The organism is Luteimonas arsenica (assembly GCF_004352825.1).
GTDB classification, from domain to species: Bacteria; Pseudomonadota; Gammaproteobacteria; order Xanthomonadales; family Xanthomonadaceae; genus Luteimonas; species Luteimonas arsenica.
Window position 1 is genome coordinate 165,847 of sequence record NZ_SJRW01000001.1, and the last position, 18,809, is coordinate 184,655.

At 70.2% G+C, this 18,809-nt stretch carries 19 protein-coding genes; 11 read left to right on the forward strand and 8 right to left on the reverse strand.

Annotated elements, in window-relative coordinates; genetic code table 11:
- Positions 1-83: 83 nt before the first annotated feature.
- Positions 84-3,272: a bifunctional proline dehydrogenase/L-glutamate gamma-semialdehyde dehydrogenase PutA gene (putA, locus tag E2170_RS00775; protein WP_132998755.1), complete on the reverse strand. Its 3,189-nt coding sequence runs from the start codon at positions 3,270-3,272 to the stop codon at positions 84-86.
- A gap of 224 nt (positions 3,273-3,496) precedes the next feature.
- On the opposite strand from putA, the gene coxB reads away from it, so the two are divergent.
- Genes coxB through E2170_RS00795 form a run of 5 tightly spaced genes read left to right on the forward strand, consistent with a single transcriptional unit; the run spans position 3,497 to position 7,775 of the window.
- Positions 3,497-4,471 carry a cytochrome c oxidase subunit II gene (gene coxB / locus E2170_RS00780; RefSeq protein WP_132998756.1) on the forward strand — a complete coding sequence of 325 codons (975 nt, stop codon included), beginning with the start codon at positions 3,497-3,499 and terminating at the stop codon, positions 4,469-4,471.
- 23 nt (positions 4,472-4,494) lie between these two features.
- Positions 4,495-6,156: a cytochrome c oxidase subunit I gene (ctaD, locus tag E2170_RS00785; protein WP_132998757.1), complete on the forward strand. Its 1,662-nt coding sequence runs from the start codon at positions 4,495-4,497 to the stop codon at positions 6,154-6,156.
- The gene (locus E2170_RS14105) at positions 6,149-6,280 is read left to right on the forward strand and encodes a hypothetical protein (RefSeq protein WP_279432863.1); all 132 of its coding nucleotides are present in this window, start codon (positions 6,149-6,151) and stop codon (positions 6,278-6,280) included. Before ctaD ends, E2170_RS14105 begins: the two co-directional genes overlap by 8 nt.
- The gene (locus tag E2170_RS00790) at positions 6,277-6,867 is read left to right on the forward strand and encodes a cytochrome c oxidase assembly protein (protein ID WP_132998758.1); all 591 of its coding nucleotides are present in this window, start codon (positions 6,277-6,279) and stop codon (positions 6,865-6,867) included. The genes E2170_RS14105 and E2170_RS00790 overlap by 4 nt, the downstream gene beginning before the upstream one ends.
- A 23-nt stretch (positions 6,868-6,890) precedes the next feature.
- Complete coding sequence (locus E2170_RS00795; protein WP_132998759.1) at positions 6,891-7,775, forward strand: cytochrome c oxidase subunit 3; 885 nt, start codon at positions 6,891-6,893, stop codon at positions 7,773-7,775.
- 81 nt (positions 7,776-7,856) lie between these two features.
- On the opposite strand, the gene E2170_RS00800 is transcribed toward E2170_RS00795, so the two are convergent.
- Positions 7,857-8,075 (reverse strand): twin transmembrane helix small protein, encoded by a 219-nt coding sequence (locus E2170_RS00800; RefSeq protein ID WP_132998760.1) that lies wholly within the window; start codon positions 8,073-8,075, stop codon positions 7,857-7,859.
- A 62-nt stretch (positions 8,076-8,137) separates the two neighbouring features.
- Here E2170_RS00800 and E2170_RS00805 point away from each other — a divergent pair, with 62 nt between their 5' ends.
- From E2170_RS00805 to cyoE, 4 genes are read left to right on the forward strand one after another with little or no spacing between them, the layout of a single operon-like run.
- Positions 8,138-8,869: an SURF1 family protein gene (locus E2170_RS00805; RefSeq protein WP_132998761.1), complete on the forward strand. Its 732-nt coding sequence runs from the start codon at positions 8,138-8,140 to the stop codon at positions 8,867-8,869.
- Positions 8,866-9,456 carry a hypothetical protein gene (locus tag E2170_RS00810; protein ID WP_243708011.1) on the forward strand — a complete coding sequence of 197 codons (591 nt, stop codon included), beginning with the start codon at positions 8,866-8,868 and terminating at the stop codon, positions 9,454-9,456. The genes E2170_RS00805 and E2170_RS00810 overlap by 4 nt, the downstream gene beginning before the upstream one ends.
- Entirely contained in the window at positions 9,456-10,634 is a 1,179-nt protein-coding gene (locus E2170_RS00815; protein ID WP_132998762.1) for a COX15/CtaA family protein, read from the forward strand. The genes E2170_RS00810 and E2170_RS00815 overlap by 1 nt, the downstream gene beginning before the upstream one ends.
- 1 nt (position 10,635) lies before the next feature.
- Positions 10,636-11,556 (forward strand): heme o synthase, encoded by a 921-nt coding sequence (gene cyoE, locus E2170_RS00820; RefSeq protein WP_132998763.1) that lies wholly within the window; start codon positions 10,636-10,638, stop codon positions 11,554-11,556.
- A 252-nt stretch (positions 11,557-11,808) separates the two neighbouring features.
- Here the strand turns inward: cyoE and E2170_RS00825 are convergent, their stop codons facing one another.
- The 6 genes from E2170_RS00825 to rpsU all read right to left on the reverse strand — a co-directional run bounded on the left by E2170_RS00825 (position 11,809) and on the right by rpsU (position 17,178).
- The gene (locus tag E2170_RS00825; RefSeq protein ID WP_132998764.1) at positions 11,809-12,210 is read right to left on the reverse strand and encodes an antitoxin YezG family protein; all 402 of its coding nucleotides are present in this window, start codon (positions 12,208-12,210) and stop codon (positions 11,809-11,811) included.
- A gap of 16 nt (positions 12,211-12,226) precedes the next feature.
- Positions 12,227-13,477, reverse strand: coding sequence for a DNA/RNA non-specific endonuclease (locus E2170_RS00830; protein ID WP_132998765.1), 1,251 nt, complete (start codon positions 13,475-13,477; stop codon positions 12,227-12,229).
- A gap of 99 nt (positions 13,478-13,576) precedes the next feature.
- Positions 13,577-15,319, reverse strand: a complete 1,743-nt coding sequence (dnaG, locus tag E2170_RS00835) for a DNA primase (RefSeq protein ID WP_132998766.1) — start codon at positions 15,317-15,319, stop codon at positions 13,577-13,579.
- 121 nt (positions 15,320-15,440) lie between these two features.
- On the reverse strand, positions 15,441-16,343 hold the full coding sequence (locus E2170_RS00840) for a YihY/virulence factor BrkB family protein (protein ID WP_132998767.1): 903 nt from the start codon (positions 16,341-16,343) through the stop codon (positions 15,441-15,443).
- Positions 16,344-16,410: 67 nt separating this feature from the next.
- Entirely contained in the window at positions 16,411-16,857 is a 447-nt protein-coding gene (locus E2170_RS00845; protein WP_132998768.1) for a GatB/YqeY domain-containing protein, read from the reverse strand.
- Between the two features lie 105 nt (positions 16,858-16,962).
- Positions 16,963-17,178 carry a 30S ribosomal protein S21 gene (gene rpsU / locus E2170_RS00850; protein ID WP_132987039.1) on the reverse strand — a complete coding sequence of 72 codons (216 nt, stop codon included), beginning with the start codon at positions 17,176-17,178 and terminating at the stop codon, positions 16,963-16,965.
- Positions 17,179-17,292: 114 nt separating this feature from the next.
- Between rpsU and tsaD the strand changes: the two genes are divergently transcribed.
- Positions 17,293-18,336 (forward strand): tRNA (adenosine(37)-N6)-threonylcarbamoyltransferase complex transferase subunit TsaD, encoded by a 1,044-nt coding sequence (gene tsaD, locus E2170_RS00855; protein WP_132998769.1) that lies wholly within the window; start codon positions 17,293-17,295, stop codon positions 18,334-18,336.
- Between the two features lie 97 nt (positions 18,337-18,433).
- On the forward strand, positions 18,434-18,790 hold the full coding sequence (gene folB / locus E2170_RS00860) for a dihydroneopterin aldolase (protein ID WP_132998770.1): 357 nt from the start codon (positions 18,434-18,436) through the stop codon (positions 18,788-18,790).
- Positions 18,791-18,809: the final 19 nt, after the last annotated feature.

Sequence of the window (18,809 nt, forward strand, 5' to 3'; positions counted from 1 at the left end):
GCTGAAACGGAAAGGCCCCGCACCTGCGGGGCCTTTTCTTTCGTACCTCCCCCCGCAAGCGGGGGAAGATGCCCGGAAGCTCTTCAGTCCCCCAGCGTCAGCAGCGAGGCATTGCCGCCGGCGGCGGTGGTGTTGATCGTCACCGTCTTCTCGGTCGCGAAGCGCGGCAGGTAGTGCGGGCCGCCGGCCTTGGGGCCGGTGCCGGACAGGCCCTGGCCGCCGAAGGGCTGCACGCCGACCACGGCACCGACCTGGTTGCGATTGACGTAGACATTGCCCACCTTCGCCCGGGCCGCGATCTGCTCGACGGTGTCGTCGATGCGCGAGTGGATGCCCAGGGTCAGGCCGTAGCCGGTGGTGTTGACGGCGTCGATCACCTGGTCGAGCTCGCCGGCCTTCCAGCGGATCACGTGCAGCGCGGGCCCGAAGTTCTCGCGGTCCAGCTGCGACAGCGACTTCAGTTCCCAGGCGCGCGGCGCGAAGAAGGTGCCGTGCGCGGTGTCCTCGCCCATGTCGGCGATCGCGATCAGCCGGGCCTCGCGCTGCATGCGTTCGGCGTGACGGTCGAGCATGCCGAGGGCGTCGGCATCGATGACCGGGCCGACGTCGGTGGACAACTGGCCGGGATCGCCGACCTTGAGCTCGGCCATGGCGCCGGCAAGCATCTCGATCACCCGGTCGGCGATGTCGTCCTGCACGAACAGCACGCGCGCGGCCGAGCATCGCTGGCCGGCCGAGGTGAAAGCCGAGGACATCACGTCCTTGACCAGCTGTTCGGGCAGCGCCGACGAGTCGGCGATCAGCGCGTTCTGGCCACCGGTCTCGGCGATCAGGGTGCCGATGGCGCCGTCGCGCGCGGCCAGTGCGCGGTTGATCGCCAGCGCAGTGCCGTTGGAACCGGTGAACACCACGCCGGCGATGCGCGGATCGCCGGTCAGCGCGGCGCCCACGCTGGCGCCGTCACCGGGCACCAGCTGAAGCACGTCCTCCGGCACGCCGGCCTCGTGCAGCAGCTTCACCGCCTCGTGGCCGACCAGGGTGGTCTGTTCGGCGGGTTTGGCGAGCACGGCGTTGCCGGTGACCAGGGCCGCGGCGACCTGGCCGATGAAGATCGCCAGCGGGAAGTTCCACGGCGAGATGCAGGCGAAGACGCCGCGACCGGCCAGCTGCAGGGTATTGGTCTCGCCGGTCGGTCCGGGCAGGGGATCCGGGCCGGTGATGGCGCGCGCCTGCTCGGCGTAGTAGCGCAGGAAGTCGACCGCCTCGCGGACTTCGGCCACGCCGTCGGGGATGGTCTTGCCGGCTTCCAGCGTGCACAGGGCCATGAAGCGCGGCATCCGCTGTTCCAGCAGGTCGGCGGCGTGTTCGAGCAGCGCGGCGCGGCCGGCGACCGGGGTCGCGTCCCAGGCCGGCTGCGCGGCCACCGCGTTCGCCATCGCGCGGTCAACGGTGGCGGCATCGGCGGCCTGCCAGCGGCCCACCCGGCGGCGGCGGTCGGCGGGGCTGGTGACCTCGGTCCATTCCGCGGTGCTGCTGGCGCCCGGCACCAGCGGCGCGGCCTGCCAGTCGGCGGGCTCGGCGGACATGGCTGCGGCCAGCCGGTTCAGGTCGTCGTCGTTGGCGAGGTTGATGCCCATGGAATTGGTCCTGTCGGAGCCCGGGATGCGAAGGATGTCGACCGGGAGCGGAATGCGGGGGTGCGGGATGGGGTCGAACGCGGCCACGACCTCGACCGGATCGCGGACCAGGTCCTCGATCGCCACGTCTTCGTCGGTGATGCGGTTGACGAAGCTCGAGTTGGCGCCGTTCTCGAGCAGGCGGCGCACGAGGTAGGGCAGCAGGTCCTCGTGGCTGCCCACCGGCGCGTAGACGCGGCAGGGCACGTCCAGGCGATCGGCCGGGATCACCTCGTCGTAGAGGTCGTCGCCCATGCCGTGCAGCTTCTGGAATTCGAACGGGCGGCCCGCGGCCAGGCGCTGCACCGCGGCGATGGTCTGTGCGTTGTGGGTGGCGAACATCGGATACACCGCGTCTCCTGCGTCGAGCAGGCGGCGGGCATTGGCGAGGTAGCTGACGTCGGTGTTGGGCTTGCGGGTGAACACCGGATAGCCCGGGTAGCCCTCGACCTGGGCGCGCTTCACTTCCGCGTCCCAGTAGGCGCCCTTGACCAGGCGCACCGGGATCCGGCGGCCGCCGCGGCGGGCGAGGCCGGCGATCCAGTCGATCACGAAGGGCGCACGCTTCTGGTAGGCCTGGACCACGATGCCGAAGCCGCTCCAGCCGGCCAGCGAGGGGTCCGACCAGGCCGCCTCGATCACGTCCAGCGACAGCTCCAGGCGGTCGGCCTCCTCGGCGTCGACGGTCAGGCCGATGCCGTGGCCTTTCGCGCGCTGTGCGAGGTCGAGCAGGCGCGGCGCGAGCTCGGCCAGCACGCGCTCGCGCTTGGCGTGCTCGTAGCGCGGGTGCAGTGCGGAGAGCTTGACCGAGATCGACGGCGCCACGATCTCGTCGGCCGGCGGGCCGGCGGCGCGGCCGATGGCGTCGATGGCGCTGCGGTAGGCCTCGAGGTAGCGGTCGGCGTCGCGCTGCGTGAGCGCGGCTTCGCCGAGCATGTCGTAGGAGTAGCGGTAGTTGGCGTTGCGGCCCTTGCGCGCGCGCGCCAGCGCCTCGGCGATGGTCCGGCCCATCACGAACTGGTGGCCCATGATCTTCATCGCCTGGCGCACCGCCAGCCGGATCACGGGCTCGCCGACGCGGCCGGCCAGGCGCTTGAAGGCGCCGTGGACGTCACGCTTCGTATCGTCGGCCAGGTCGACCAGATGGCCGGTGAGCATCAGGCCCCAGGTCGAGGCGTTGACCAGCACCGATTCCGACTGGCCCATGTGCCGCTTCCAGTCGGCCTCGCCGAGCTTGTCGCGGATCAGGCGGTCGGCGGTGCCCTGGTCGGGTATGCGCAGCAGGGCCTCGGCCACGCACATCAGCAGCACGCCTTCGTCGCTGCCGAGGTCGTACTGGCGCATGAAGGACTCGACCACGCCCTGGTCGCGCGCGCGCAGGCGAACCCGGCGCACCAGGTCGGCGGCTGTGGCGGCGATGGCCGCCGTGTCCTCCGGAGGCAGGCGTGCCTCGTCGAGCAGGGCGCGGACGCGGACGGCCTCGTCGGCGAGCCAGTGCCGGGTGATGGCCGCGCGCAGGGGATCTGGCGGCGCGGGGAGGTCGCCGAAGGGAGCTTGGGTCACGGTGTTCGGGCGCAGGGGTGGACAGGGCGCGATTCTAGCCCCCGCGGGGGTCGGAATGGCGCCCCGCGAAGGGGCTCCGCAGCGGCCTCGCTTGCCGGTCCCGTGGCGCGACGGCTACCATCCTCGTGATCGAACGCCCCTCGCGGGGCGTGGCCGGTCCATTCGCGCGGGCCCCTGCCGGCGCGGGCGGATCGTCCAACCAACCGTCAAGGCAGGCGGCCGCCCGGGCCGCGATCGGAAATTTTGGGGTTGCACGCATGATGCAGGCGCGATTCTCGCGATGGATTCTGGCGCTCGTCGCCTCGGCGCCGATGGTGGCCCTGGCCCAGCAGGCCGACCCGGTCCGTTGGCAGCTGAACATGGGACGCGGCGTGACCGCCTCCTCCCAGAACGCCTACGAGGCCCACATGCTGGCGCTGTGGATCTGCGTGGCCATCGGCGTGGTGGTGTTCGCGGCCATGGGCTACGCGATGTTCGCCTTCCGCAAGTCCAAGGGCGCCGTGGCCGCCAAGTGGAGCCACCACACCGGGCTCGAGGTGCTGTGGACGGTGATCCCGGTGATCCTGCTGGTGATCATGGCCTGGCCGGCGACCGCCAAGCTGATCGCGATGTACGACACCCGCGAGTCGGCGATGACCGTGAAGGTCACCGGCTACCAGTGGATGTGGAAGTACGACTACCTGGGCGAAGACGTTTCCATCACCAGCCGCATGGACCGCGAGAGCGACCGCATCCGCCAGAGCGGCGAGCGCCCCGACATGGCGGCCAACCCGCACTACCTGCTTGACGTCGACAACGAGCTGGTGCTCCCGGTCGACACCAAGATCCGCTTCGTGATCACGGCCGACGACGTCATCCACTCCTGGTGGGTGCCGGCCCTGGGCTGGAAGCAGGACGCGGTGCCGGGCATCGTCAACGAGGCCTGGACCGAGATCCGCGAGCCGGGCGTCTACCGCGGCCAGTGCGCCGAGCTCTGCGGCAAGGACCACGGCTTCATGCCGATCGTGGTGCGCGCGGTGCCGAAGGACGAGTACGCCAGCTGGCTGGCTTCGGCCAAGGCCTCGGGCGCGACGCCCGCCGAGCCGTCGCAGGTGCCCGAGGGCGGCGACGGCAACGCGCCGCGGTCGCTGGACCCCGACATGATCGAAGACGTGCAGCAGGGCGAGGAGCCCGCCGCCCCGCAGGCGCCCGAAGCCGCCCCCGCAGACGCCGACGCGACCAGCGCCGCCTGACCGAACACGAAGGCCGATAGCCCATGTCCACCCATACCGCAACCGCCGACCACCACGACGACCACCATGGCCACAAGCAGGGCTTCGTCGAGCGCTGGTTCTTCTCCACGAACCACAAGGACATCGGCACGCTGTACCTGCTCTTCAGCTTCATGATGTTCATCGTCGGCGCGGCGATGAGCGTGGTGATCCGCTTCGAGCTGGCGGTGCCGGGCCTGCAGCACGTCAGCCCGCACTTCTTCAACCAGATGACGTCGATGCACGCGCTGGTGATGATCTTCGGCGGCGTGATGCCGGCCTTCGTCGGCCTGGCCAACTGGATGCTGCCGCTGCAGATCGGCGCGCCGGACATGGCCCTGCCGCGCATGAACAACTGGTCCTTCTGGATCCTGCCGTTCGCGTTCGCGATGCTGCTGATGACGCTGTTCCTGCCCGGCGGCGGCCCCGCCGGCGGCTGGACCCTGTACCCGCCGCTGTCGCTGCAGGGTGGTTCGTCCATCGCCTTCGCCATCTTCGCCATCCACATGATGGGCATCAGCTCGATCATGGGCGCGATCAACGTCATCGCCACCGTGCTCAACATGCGCGCGCCGGGCGTCGACCTGCTGAAGATGCCGATCTTCCCCTGGACCTGGCTGATCACCGCCTTCCTGCTGATCGCGGTGATGCCGGTGCTGGCGGGCGCGGTGACGATGCTGCTGACCGACAAGTTCTTCGGCACCAGCTTCTTCAACGCCGCCGGCGGCGGCGACCCGGTGATGTACCAGCACATCTTCTGGTTCTTCGGGCACCCCGAGGTCTACATCATGATCCTGCCGGCCTTCGGCGTGGTCTCGGAGATCATCCCGACCTTCAGCCGCAAGCCGCTGTTCGGCTACCAGGCCATGGTGTACGCGACCGCCGCGATCGCCTTCCTGTCGTTCATCGTGTGGGCGCACCACATGTTCACGGCGGGCATGCCGCTGGGCGGCGAGATCTACTTCATGTTCGCGACCATGCTGATCTCGGTGCCCACGGGCGTGAAGATCTTCAACTGGGTCAGCACCATGTGGGGAGGCTCGATGACGTTCGAGACCCCGATGCTGTTCTCGATCGCCTTCGTGATCCTGTTCACCATCGGCGGCTTCTCCGGCCTGATGCTGGCCATCGTCCCGGCCGACTTCCAGTACCACGACACCTACTTCGTGGTCGCGCACTTCCACTACGTGCTGGTCACCGGCTCGGTGCTGGCGCTGATCGCCGCGGTCTACTACTGGTGGCCGAAGTGGACCGGCCGCATGTACAACGAGACCTGGGGCAAGATCCACTTCTGGTGGACGATGGTCTTCGTCAACGTGCTGTTCTTCCCGCAGCACTTCCTGGGCCTGGCCGGCATGCCGCGCCGTATCCCGGACTACAACGTGGTGTTCGCCGACTGGAACATGATCAGCTCGATCGGTGCCTTCGGCATGTTCGTCACGCCGTTCATGATGTTCGCGATCCTGTACCACTCGCTGAAGAAGGGCGCCGTGGCACCGCAGCGTCCGTGGGAAGGCGCGCGTGGCCTGGAGTGGACCGTGCCTTCGCCGGCGCCGCACCACACCTTCGGCACGCCGCCGGTGATCCGCCCGGGCGACCTCGCGCATGACGACGTCGACGAGCACGGTCGCGAAGCCGGTCCTGAGCCCGATGTCGGCCGTGCCTGAGTCCCGCGATCCCGAGGCGATCGCCGCACAGCGGCGCCGTGCCGTGCGCATGGCGCTGTGGCTGGCCGGCGTGGCGCTGGCGATCTACATCGCCTTCATCCTCTCCGGGGTGCTCGCGTCGTGAGCGGCAAGGCCGCCAGGACCGCCGGCATCGGCAAGATGGTGCTCGCCGCGCTGGCCGCGTTCGCGTTCACCTTTTCGCTGGTGCCGCTGTACCGCATCGCCTGCGAGAAGGTCTTCGGCATCCGCCTGGACAACACCGCGGCCGACGCCGGCACGGTGGGCGCGGCGGCGGCCGAGGCGCGCATGGTCACGGTCGAGTTCGACGGCGGCGTGAACTCCTCGCTGCCGTGGTCGTTCCGTCCCAACCAGACGCGCATGCAGGTGCGGGTGGGCGAGCAGTACGAGACCACCTACTACGCCCACAACGACGGCGACCGCACCATCGTCGGCAGCGCCACGCCTTCGGTGGCGCCGGCGCGTGCCTCGGGCTACTTCGCCAAGACCGAGTGCTTCTGCTTCACCGCGCAGACCCTGGTCGCCGGCGAGACGCGCGACATGCCGGTGCGCTTCATCATCGACCCGTCGCTGCCGGCCGACGTCAAGACGATCACGCTGTCCTACACTTTCTTCAAGAACGACGTCCTTACCGAGCGCGAGCACACCGCCGCGGTCGCGGCGGCGTCCACCGTGCCGCACGCGGCACCCTGACACAGCAGAAACGGAAGACCGACATGGCACAGGCCCACGCCGACCACCAAGACCCGAACGTCTACTTCGTGCCGCACGACAGCAAGTGGCCGCTGTTCGCCTCGGTCGCGCTGTTCATCACCATGTTCGGCCTCGCCAGCTGGTTCAACGAGGTCAGCTGGGGTCGCACGGTGTTCTTCGTCGGTGCCGCGGGCCTCGCCGCGATCCTGTTCAAGTGGTTCGCCGACGTCATCCTCGAGTCGATTTCGGGCTACTACAACAAGCAGGTCGACACCTCGTTCCGCATGGGCATGGTGTGGTTCATCTTCTCGGAGGTGATGTTCTTCGCCGCCTTCTTCGGCGCGCTGTTCTATGCCCGCCAGCTGTCGCTGCCGTGGCTGGGTGGCGCCGGCGACGGCGCGATGACGAACTCGCTGCTCTGGGAGGGCTACAGCGCCGCCTGGCCGTCCGCCGGCCCGGCCGCGGTCGGCGGTGCCTTCCAGACTATCCCGGCCTGGGGCCTGCCGCTGCTCAACACCCTGATCCTGCTGACCTCGGGCGTGACCCTGACCATCGCCCACCACGCGCTGAAGGCCGACAACCGCCGCCAGCTGCTGGTGTGGCTGGGCGCGACGGTGCTGCTGGGCTGCATCTTCCTGTTCTTCCAGGTCGAGGAATACATCCACGCCTACCGCGACCTCAACCTGACCCTGGGTTCGGGCATCTACGGTTCGACCTTCTTCATGCTCACCGGCTTCCACGGTGCCCACGTGACCCTGGGCACGATCATGCTGGCGATCATCTGGTTCCGCTGCGCCAAGGGCCATTTCACGAAGGACAACCACTTCGCCTTCGAGGCCGTGGCCTGGTACTGGCACTTCGTCGACGTGGTCTGGCTGGCGCTGTTCCTGTTTGTCTACGTGCTCTGACGCGGGGCCGACCCGGAAACGACGAAGGCCGGCGAATGCCGGCCTTCTCGTCTGCGCCGCGGGGGCGCGGGGCCTTCGGCCTCAGCCCTGGATCCCGTGCGGCGTGATCCATCCCATCCAGATCGAAAGGAGCACGATCAGGATCAGCGCCACCGACAGCGCGATGCGCCGGGTGAGCGCGTTCACGGTGCGCTTGGTGGTGCCCTTGTCGACCAGCATGTAGTACAGGCCGGCGCCGAGATTCCAGACGATCAGGATCAGGAAGGCGATGATGAGCAGGGTTTTGAGCGAATCACTCATGCGGTGGGCCTCCAGTGGGCCGCGGCGATCCGTGCAGTATCGCACCTGCGCGGCGGGCTGAGATGGGCAGGCCTGCGACGGGAGACACCACCCTGGTGGTCGGCTGGCTGGCCGCGCTGCTGGCCATCGCCGGCTTTTCCGCGCTGGGCCACTGGCAGCTTGGGCGCCAGCAGGAGAAGCAGCTGATGCTCGACCAGGTGGCGGCGACCGTGGCCGCGAAGTCGCCTCGGCCGCTGGCCATCGCCGCCGATGGCGCGCGCGCGGGCGTCTACGACTGGGCGGCCGGCGGCGGCCGCTTCGCCGAGGCGCCGGCGGTGCTGCTCGACAACCAGCAGCGCGAAGGCCGCGCGGGCGTGCGCGTCTACCGCGCCTTCGTGCCCGACGGCGGCGCCGCGCCGCTGCTGGTCGAACTGGGCTGGCTGCCGCTGCCCGGCGACCGCCGCTTGCCGGAGGTGCCGCGCCCGGTCGGGCAGCACGACATCGCCGGCCTGCTGGCGCCGCCGCCCGCGCACGGCATCGGCCCGGCCGGTTTCGCCGTGCAGGGCGACGGCAGCCTGCTGGCCGTGGGCCTGGATCCCGCCGCGCTCGCGCCGGCGCTGCGCCTGCCCGGCCTCGCCCCGCGCGTGCTGAAGCTCGACCCCGACGCCGCCATCGGCTACGCGCGTGACCTCGACATCCTTCCCAACACCCTGCCGCCCGAACGCCACCTCGGCTACGCCGTGCAGTGGTTCGCGCTGGCACTGGCGGTGCTGGCCACTGCCATCGTCCTCACTTCCCGCAGGCAACGCCCATGACCGATCCCGCCCCCACCCCGACCGTTCCCGTGCGCGAACGCAACCGCAACCGCGCGCTGTTGGTGCTGATCGTGGTCGTGTTCTTCGGCAGCGCGCTGGTGGCCGGGGCGCTGCGCTTCTCCGGCTGGCGGCCGGAAGGCCTGAAGAACCACGGCGAGCTGCTGCAGCCGCCGGCCGACCTGCGCCAGATCGCGCCGCGCTTGGCCGACGGCGGCGAATATCCCTGGAACCCGATCGAGCGCACCTGGCGCATCCTCGTTGCGCCGCCGGCCGACTGCACCGACGCCTGCGTCGGCCTCAGCCACGACATCGACAAGGTCTGGCGCCTGTTCGGCCACAACGCCGACCATGTCCACATCCTCTGGGTCGGCGAGCCGCCCGAGGGCGCGCTGCGCAACCGCGTCTGGCACGTGGTCGAGCCGATGCCGGAGCTCACCGCGCAGCTGCCGGGCGTGGAAGCGGGCGGCCCGCAGGGCGCGCCGGTGTATGTTGTCGATCCCAACGGCTTCGTGATCCTGCACTATGCGCCGGGCTTCGACCCCGGCCACCTGCGCACGGACATGGCCCGCCTGCTCAAGCTCAAGTGATGAACGACCAGACCGCCCTGCAGCACGGGGTCCGCCACATCCACCGCCATTTCCACCGCATCGCCTGGTTTGCCGTGGCGCTGGCGCTGGGCGTGATCGTTTTCGGCGCCTTCGTGCGCCTGTCGCACGCCGGCCTCAGCTGCCCGGACTGGCCGACCTGCTACGGCCGCGCCACCTGGCCACAGGCCGCGCACCACGTCGCCGACCACGCCGCCAGCGCGATCCGCGCCTTCGAGGACCACAAGGCCTGGCGCGAGCAGGTGCACCGCCACATCGCTGCGCTGCTGGGCCTGCTGGTGCTGGCCCTGGCCCTGCTGGCCGCCCGTCGGCGCCGCTACGGTATCGCCCAGGTGCTGGCCGCCGCCGGCCTGGTGGCGATCGCGATCCCGGCCTACATGGCCGGCGCCCACGTCGCCGCTTCGCTGCTGGCGGTGGCCGGCGAGGCGATCCTGCTGGCGGCGGCGCTGCGCTGGCGCGGCCAGGACCTGGGGCGCGAATCGGCGCTGACGCTGGCGGTGATCATCTTCCAGGCCCTGCTGGGCATGTGGACGGTGACCTGGCTGCTGAAGCCGGTGGTGGTGATGGGCCACCTGATGGGTGGCCTGCTGACCTTCTCGCTGCTGGTGTGGATGGCCTGGCGCGCCACCGACCGCCCGATCGTGCTGGCCGACGCCGCGCGCCTGCGCCGGCTGCTGTGGGCGGCGCTGGCGGCGCTGGGCCTGCAGATCGCCCTGGGCGGCTGGGTCAGCGCCAACTATGCCGCGCTGTCCTGCGGCGCCGGCGGCTGGGGGATCGAGAACTTCCCGCAGTGCGCCGGCCTGTGGCTGCCGCCGACCGACTTCCGCGAGGGCTTCGTGCTCTGGCGCGGGATCGGCGTGGACTACGAGGGCGGCGTGCTCGACGGCGCCGCGCGCATCGCCATCCACGTCGCGCACCGCCTGGGCGCGGTGGTCGCGGCGGCGATGCTGCTGTGGGCGGCGGTGCGCATGCTGCGCACGCCCGGCCTGCGCGGCTGGGGCGGCGCCCTGGCCCTGCTCACCGTGGCCCAGGTCACGCTCGGCATCCTCAACGTCAAGCTGTCGCTGCCGCTGCCGGTGGCGGTGATGCACAACGGCGGCGCCGCGCTGCTGGTGTTCGTGATGGTGTCGCTGCTGGCGCGCCTGCGCGGGGTCGACTGAGGTGCGCGCGAAGTTCGACCAGTACTGGGCGCTGACCAAGCCGCGCGTGGTGGCGCTGATCGTGTTCACCGCCTTCGTGGGCATGTTCATGGCCGTGCCCGGGCTGCCGCCGCTGCGGCAGTCGGTGTTCGGCTTCATCGGCATCTGGCTGGCCGCGGCCTCGGCGGCGGCGGTCAACCACCTGATCGACCAGCGCATCGACAAGGTGATGGTGCGCACCGCCGACCGCCCGCTGGCGACCGGCAGCCTGAAGCCGGCGCAGGTGCTGGCGTTCGCGGTGTTCCTGGGCGCGGCTTCGATGGCGATCCTGATCGCGCTGGTGAACCCGCTAACCGCGGCGCTGACCTTCGCCTCGCTGATCGGCTACGCCATCGTCTACACCGGCTTCCTGAAGCGCGCGACGCCGCAGAACATCGTCATCGGCGGCATCGCCGGCGCCGCGCCGCCGCTGCTGGGCTGGTCGGCGGTGACCGGCATGCAGAACGAGTGGGACTGGGCGCACGCGCTGCTGCTGGTGCTGATCATCTTCGTGTGGACGCCGCCGCACTTCTGGGCGCTGGCGATCTTCCGCCGCGAGGACTACGCCCGCGCGCTGGTGCCGATGCTGCCGGTGACCCACGGCGTGCAGTACACGCGCTGGCAGATCCTGCTCTACACCGTGCTGCTGGTGGCGGTGACCATCCTGCCGTGGGCGGTGGGCATGAGCGGCCTGTTTTATCTCGGCGGCGCGCTGGTGCTGGGCCTGGTGTTCCTGTGGTACGCGTGGAAGCTGATGGACCCGCCTGACGAATTCTTCGCCATGCGCGTCTTCAACTACTCCGTCGTCTACCTGATGGCGCTGTTCGCCTTCCTGCTGCTCGACCACTGGCTGCTGCCGTTCCTGCAGCCGGCACCGCTGTTCGAGCTGCAGCGGGTGGGGTGAAAAGCTTTGCCACGGATGACGCGGATAAACGCGGATTTACACGGATAAAGCAAAGGCAGGAGAAAAAGCCTTTGGCCACGGATTTACGCGGATTACGCGGATCTGGCCGAGGCAAGATTATTGGTCAGGGCGCGTCCGGAACAATCCGCCGAAAGCCATCTGACAAAAGAAGCCTGTGCAGGGCGCGGTGTCGACACTGGCCTCGGCCAGATCCGCGTAATCCGCGTAAATCCGTGGCAAAAAGCTTTTCCGTTACTCCCCAGGCCGCGCCCGCACCGCGACGTCGGCCAGGTTGGCGGGGGTGATGTCCCACTGTTCGGGGGCGTCGTATTCGAACTCGACGGCGAGGCGGCCGGTGGCGCGCCAGAGGCGGAGGATGCAGGCGCCCCAGGGTTCCTTGTTCGGGACGCGGGTGGCTTCGCGCAGGTCGTCGAAGGCGGGGCCGAGGCTGGCGTCGTCGGGGGTGGCGGCGTGCGGGGTGCCGTCGGGGTCGTAGCGGAAGCCGCTCAGGCGGCGGGCGATGGCGCCGTCGGCGTAGCGGACGATCAGCGCGTAGCCGTGCCACTGGCCGTCGGACACGGCGGGGTCCGCCACCAGCAGCTTGCCGATGCGGGCGATCAGTTCATTGCGGTCCAGCGCGGGGCCTGCGTGCATGCGGGGCAGTGTGCCGTCAGGCCGCGGCACTGTCGATCATGTCGGGCATCTGCCGGGCGGCGATCGCGTCGAAGCCCTGGTCCGCGCCGTTGGTGAAGGCGATCAGCGAGGGGTCGTAGACCACGTTGCCGGTGACCGGGTCGATGACTTCGTAGTCGACGTGCACTTCATCGGGGCGATGCGAGTCGTTGCGCAGCAGGTCGATGTCGATCCGTACCTCCATGCCCGCGCCGATCCAGTCGCTCCACTCCTGCTCCATCTTCGCGTAGGCACCCTGGTTGAAGCTCGAGAACTGCGGGAACATGTTCACTTCGCCATGCCCCTGCGCGAAGCGGTAGGCCACCAGGTGGCCGACGTCGTCGCCGCTGCCCTTCATGTCGTTGTCGACGCGGAACTTCGACTGCGCGTTGCCTTCGATGCGGTCGGAGTCACGGCCGCGGCTCGAGGGCTCCCAGGTCAGCACGGCCTCGGCGCCGGTGGGGCGGCCGTCGGCGTCGAGCGTCCAGGTGATGTCGTTGACCTCGCCCGAACCGGCTTCGGTGACGGTGCCGCGCACTTCGCCCGGCTCCACGTCCTCGCTCACCGCCACGGTGCCGTCGGGCACCTGGCCGGTGAGCAGCATGCGGTTGTACTGGGCGAGGTCGGCGCCGGCCGGGTCGGACAGCATCGTGGTGTGGCGGGTGAAGTCCTCGCGCGCCAGCGCCGGGGAGCCGGGTCCGCCGTCGCGTGGGGCGTCGAACAGCTGCTCGGAGCCCGTCATCACGCGCAGGCCCTTCTTCTCGGTCATCTCCAGCGACAGGCGCAGGTCCTCGATCGAATCGAGGTCGTTGGCCGCGGCCAGTTCACGGAAGGCGGGCTCCAGCGCGGTGCCCACGTAGTCGGCGCCGTGCACCTCGATGCGGGTGCGCGGCGGGATCGTCGAGGGGTCGAAGGGATTCACCGCGGCCATCGCCGCCGGCGTCGCCTCCTCGTTGCGCAGGGTGACCTCGTAGCGCACCGGGACCTCGGTGCCGGCGCCGTCGGGGCCGCGCACGGTCATCTCGCCGCTGGCTTCGTAGTGGGTGTTCCACTGGTCGGAGCGCTCGCCGCTGGTCACCACGCTGCGCGGGTCAAGCTCGAAGGCGACCTCGTCGGGCTTGGCATCCAGCAGCGACGGATCCAGTCCGTCGGGGCGGGCGGCCTCCGGGCCCCGCAGGCAGCCGCCGAGGTCGCGCCAGGGCTGTGGCGGGGGCAGGGGGGCAAGCAGGCTCTGGGCTTCGAACGACATGCGTCAGGCACCGGGCTTCGGGAGCTTCCCGGACAATACGGTGCCGTACCCGGCGTCACCATTGGGGAAAACCCCTGTCTTCCGGATGAAACGTGGCGTCTACCCGCCGGCCCGGGCGCCGCGGGCCTGCAGCAGCTCGCGCAGCTCGGCCTTGTCGGTGGCGTCCAGGCCTTCCTCGCGCTGCTTGGCCAGCAGTTCGTCGACGCGCTGCTGCAGGGTCTGGCGGTCGAGCTGGGCGATGGCGTCACTGAACTCGCGCGCCCAGCCGGCCTCGTCGCCGGGCAGGTCGATCGCGGCCAGCTTGTGCAGCGCGTCCGCTTCCTGCCGACCCTCGAAGTGGGCAAGCACGGCGCCGGTGCCGATGTCCGGTCGCGCGCTGACGATGGCCACCAGTTCGGTCAGCAGGTCGATGCCCGGCTGGCGCAGGGCCACGAAGCGGTAGGGCGGCTGCAGCTCCAGCGCCAGCTGCGGCTTCTGCAGCAGCAGGGTGATGGCGCTGCGCACCAGGCTGCGCTTCGGTGCATTGCCCGCGGGCGCGCGTCGGGCACGGGCCGCCGGAACGTGGACTTCGGGCGGAGCGCTGCGCGCGCCGACGCCGGTGAGCTCGGTCAGCCGCTGCTGCATCAGGTCGGCGAAGGCACCGTCGGGCAGCTGCGCCAGCATCGGCTTCGCGCGCTCGGCCAGCCGCGCCTTGCCGTCGAGCGTGGCCAGGTTGATGCCGTCCTCGGCCAGGTGGTCGAACAGGAACTGCGACAGCGGCGTGGCCTGCGCCAGCCGCGCCTCGAAGCCGGGTGCGCCCTCGTTGCGGACGATGGTGTCGGGATCCTCGCCGTCGGGCAGGAACAGGAAGAAGGCCTGGCGGCCGTCCTTCATCCGCGGCAGCACCGACTCCATCGCGCGCGCGGCGGCGCGGCGGCCGGCGGCGTCGCCGTCGAAGCAGAAGTACACGTCGGGCGCGTTGCGGAACAGCAGTTCGGCGTGGTCGGGGGTGGTCGCGGTGCCGAGCGTGGCCACGGCCTGGCTGATGCCGTGCTGGAACAGCGCCACCACGTCCATGTAACCCTCGACCACGACCAGGCGCGCGATCTTCTGGTTGGCCTGGCGTACCTGCCACAGGCCGTAGAGCTCGCGGCCCTTGTGGAACAGCGGGGTCTCGGGCGAGTTGAGGTACTTGGGCGAGTCCTCTGGCTTCAGCACCCGGCCGCCAAAGGCGATCACGCGGCCGCGGCGGTCGTGGATCGGGAACATCACCCGGTCGCGGAACTTGTCGTAGACATGGCCGCGGTCGTTCTTCGACAGCATGCCGGTGCGTTCGAGCAGGGACACCCGGCGCGGGTCGCTGCCGAGTGCGTCCTTCAGCGCGGAGAAGCCGCCGGGCGCGTAGCCGATGCCGAACTGCTCGCGGATGGCGCCATCCAGGCCGCGGCGCGACAGGTAGTCGTCGGCCTCGGTGCCGGGCACCAGGGCGGCGCGGTAGAAGCGCGCGGCCTCGTCGAGCACCCCGAACATGTCGCGGGTGTCGGGATTCTCGTTGTGCTGGCGGGTCTCGCGCGGCACCTCGATGCCGGCGCGCCTGGCCAGTTCATCGACCGCATCGAGGAATTCGAGCCGGTCGAAGTTCATCAGGAACGAGATCGCGGTGCCGTGCGCGCCGCAGCCGAAGCAGTGGTAGAACTGCTTGGTCGGCGACACCGTGAACGAGGGCGAGCGCTCGTCGTGGAAGGGGCAGCGCGCCGAATACTCGCGGCCCTGGCGCTTCAGCGGCACGCGCGCGCCGATCACCTCGACGATGTCCGTCCGGGCGAGCAGGTCGTCGATGAAGGCGTCGGAGAGGCGGGCCATGGCTCCCGCCATGATCGCATGCGCCAGTGTGGGAGCGGCTACAGCCGCGATCCCGGCCATCCGATCGCGGCTGTAGCCGCTCCCACAAGAGCAGGGGCAGCCACCCCGGGGCGGAACCGGCCTACGCCGCCGCCCGTCGCCGCGCCGCCCGCGCCTCGAGCCGCCGCTGCACGTCCCCCAGCCGCCAGCGCTCGTCGATCACCGCGGTGATCATCGCGCCGACGAAGAACACCACCGCGGCGTAGTACAGCCAGACCAGCAGCACCACCAGGGTGCCCATCGAGCCGTAGGCGCTGCCCGGCGCGGCCTCGCCGATGTACAGGCCGATGCCCCAGCGCCCGATCACGAACAGTACGGCGGTCAGCAGGCCGCCCAGGAAGGCCTGGCGCCAGCGCACGCGGCGGTCGGGCAGGTAGTGGTACATCAGCGCGAAGGCCAGCGCGTACAGCCCCAGCGAAGCCACGTTGCCCAGCACCGGCAGGGTGGGGGAGCCGGCGAAGAAGATCTCCAGCGCCGTGGTCAGCGCCGCCGACACCAGCAGCAGGAAGCCCAGCGCCAGCACCACGCCGAAGGAGAACACGCGCTTGCGCAGCCAGGCGCTCAGCCCGCCGCGGACCTTGTCGCCGGAGGTATGGAAGACCAGGTTCAGCGTGCCCTGCAGGCGCGCGAACACCGCGGTGGCGCCGAAGAACAGCAGGCCCGTGCTCCACAGCCCGGCCAGCGAGCCGACGTCGGGCTCCGCGTTGGCGTTCTGCAGCACCGTGCTGGCCACCTCGCCCGCACCGCTGCCGGCGATCGCCTGCACCTGCGCCAGCAGTGCGTCCTGTGCCTCGGGGTAGAGCGAGGCCGTCAGCCACAGCAGCAGCACCAGCAATGGCGCCAGCGACAGCAGGGCGAAAAAGGTCAGCGAGGCCGCGTGGGTGAGGATGTCGACTTCGACGAAGCGCTGCGCGATCGCGTACGGCAGCGACTGCTGCAGGCGTTCGAAGCCGGACTTCAGGCGGTCGCTGGCGAGGGGGGACATGGAGGCAGTGTGCGCAGCTTCCCGTGCACGCGACGTGGCCGCGCGCGCAGGGCCGGAAGGGCGCGGCTCAGCCCGCCAGCGCCTTCTTCACCAGCGCCGAGACCTGGCCCATGTCGGCCTGGCCGGCGAGCTTCGGCTTGAGCACGCCCATCAGCTTGCCCATGTCGGCCGGGCCGCTGGCGCCGGTCTCGGCGATGGCGGCGTCGATCGCGGCCTGGACCTCGGCCTCGCCCAGCTTCTCGGGCAGGTAGCGCTGGATGACCTCGATCTCGGCGCGCTCGATCGCGGCCAGGTCCTCGCGCGCGGCGGCCTCGTACTGGCTGACCGAGTCCTTGCGCTGCTTGACCATCTTCTCCAGCACCGCCAGCACCTGGGCGTCGTCGAGCTCGATGCGTTCGTCGACCTCGCGCTGCTTGATCGCGGCGTTGACCAGGCGGATCACGCCCAGGCTGGCCTTGTCGCCGCCCTTCATGGCGGCCTTCATGTCTTCGGTGAGGCGCTGCTTGAGGCTCATCGGGATGCTCCGGGTTGCGTGAAACACAAGAAGCCGGCGACGCTCGCGCGTGCCGGCTTCAAGGGATGATCCGTGACCGCGGCGCGTGGGCGCCGGCAGGCCGGATCAGTACATGCGCTGGCGCTTGGTGACGTCGCGCGAGGTGCGACGGGCCTGGCGCTTCACCGCCGCGGCGGCCTTGCGCTTGCGCTCCTGCGTCGGCTTCTCGTAGTACTCGCGCTTGCGGGTCTCGGCCAGGACGCCGGCCTTTTCGCAGGTGCGCTTGAAGCGGCGGAGGGCAAACTCGAAGGGCTCGTTTTCGCGGACTTTGACGCTGGGCATTGGGAATCTCTGGGTTCAGGGTGCGCCGGTTTCCCCCCGGCGAGCCGCGTATGATAGCCCCAGTCATCCGACCGCGCAAATGGACAAGGCCCCTGGCCCCAGCCCGCCCCCGTAATGAAAGTCCTCGGCATCGAAACCAGCTGCGACGAGACCGGCGTCGCCGTCTACGACACCGCCCTGCCGGGGGCGGCGGGCCTGCGCGCGCACGCCGTCTACAGCCAGATTGCCCTGCACGCCGAGTACGGCGGGGTGGTGCCGGAGCTGGCCAGCCGCGACCACGTGCGCAAGCTGCTGCCGCTGATCCGCCAGACCCTGGCCGAGGCCGGTCTCAGGGTTGATGAGATCGACGGCGTCGCCTACACCGCCGGCCCCGGTCTGGTCGGGGCGCTGCTGGTCGGCGCCGGGGTGGCGCGTTCGCTGGCCTGGGCGCTGGACCTGCCCGCGGTCGGCGTCCACCACATGGAGGGCCATCTGCTGGCGCCGCTGATGGAGGACGACCCGCCGGAACCGCCCTTCGTGGCCCTGCTGGTGTCCGGCGGCCACACCCAGCTGGTCGCCGTGGACGCCATCGGCCGCTACCGCCTGCTCGGCGAGACCCTGGACGACGCCGCCGGCGAGGCCTTCGACAAGACCGCCAAGCTCATGGGCCTGCCGTACCCCGGCGGTCCGCAGCTCGCCGCGCTGGCCGAGGCCGGTACCCCCGGCTGCTACACCTTCCCGCGGCCGATGACCCAGCGCCCGGGCCTGGACTTCAGCTTCAGCGGCCTGAAGACCCAGGTGATGCTGGCCTGGCGCGACAGCGACCAGTCCGATGCCACCCGCGCCGACATCGCCCGCGCCTTCGAGGATGCCGTGGTCGACACCCTGGCGATCAAATGCGAACGCGCGCTGGACGAGGCCGGCTGCGACGTGATCGTGGTCGCCGGCGGCGTCGGCGCGAACAGGCGCCTGCGCGCGCGCCTGCAGGACATGGCTGCGAAGCGCGGCGGCCGTGCCTGCTTCCCGCGTCCGGCGCTGTGCACCGACAACGGCGCGATGATCGCCTTCGCAGGCGCGCTGCGGCTGGAAGCCGGCGAACGCGCACCCGACGCCGTGCACGTGACCCCGCGCTGGGACATGGCGACGCTGCCGGAAGTCCTGGCGCCCGCGGCGACCTGAGGCCCTGGATCGCGGCCAGGGCCGCTCGCATCGCAGGCGGTTGGGAATTGCGGTGAGCTTCCCTAAGCTGGCATGCCCCCGCCCGGACAGTTCAGCCATGGACAAAGTATTCATCGAAGGGCTCGAGATCGAGGCCCTGATCGGCATCTACGACTGGGAGCGGCGGATCCGCCAGACGCTGGTGTTCGACCTCGAGATGGGCTTCGACAACCGTGTTCCCGCCGCCAGCGACGACATCGTCGACACGCTCAATTACAAGGCGGTCAGCCAGCGCCTGGTCGAGTACGTCACGCAGTCGGATTTCGGCCTGGTGGAGACCCTGGCCGAGCGCTGCGCGGAGATCGTGATCGCGGAATTCAGTGTCGATTGGCTACGATTGAAGCTCAGCAAGCCCGGTGCCGTGCGCGGTGCGCGCGCCGTGGGAGTCGTGATCGAACGCACCCGGGCGGGCTGATTCCAGCCGTACAACGGAG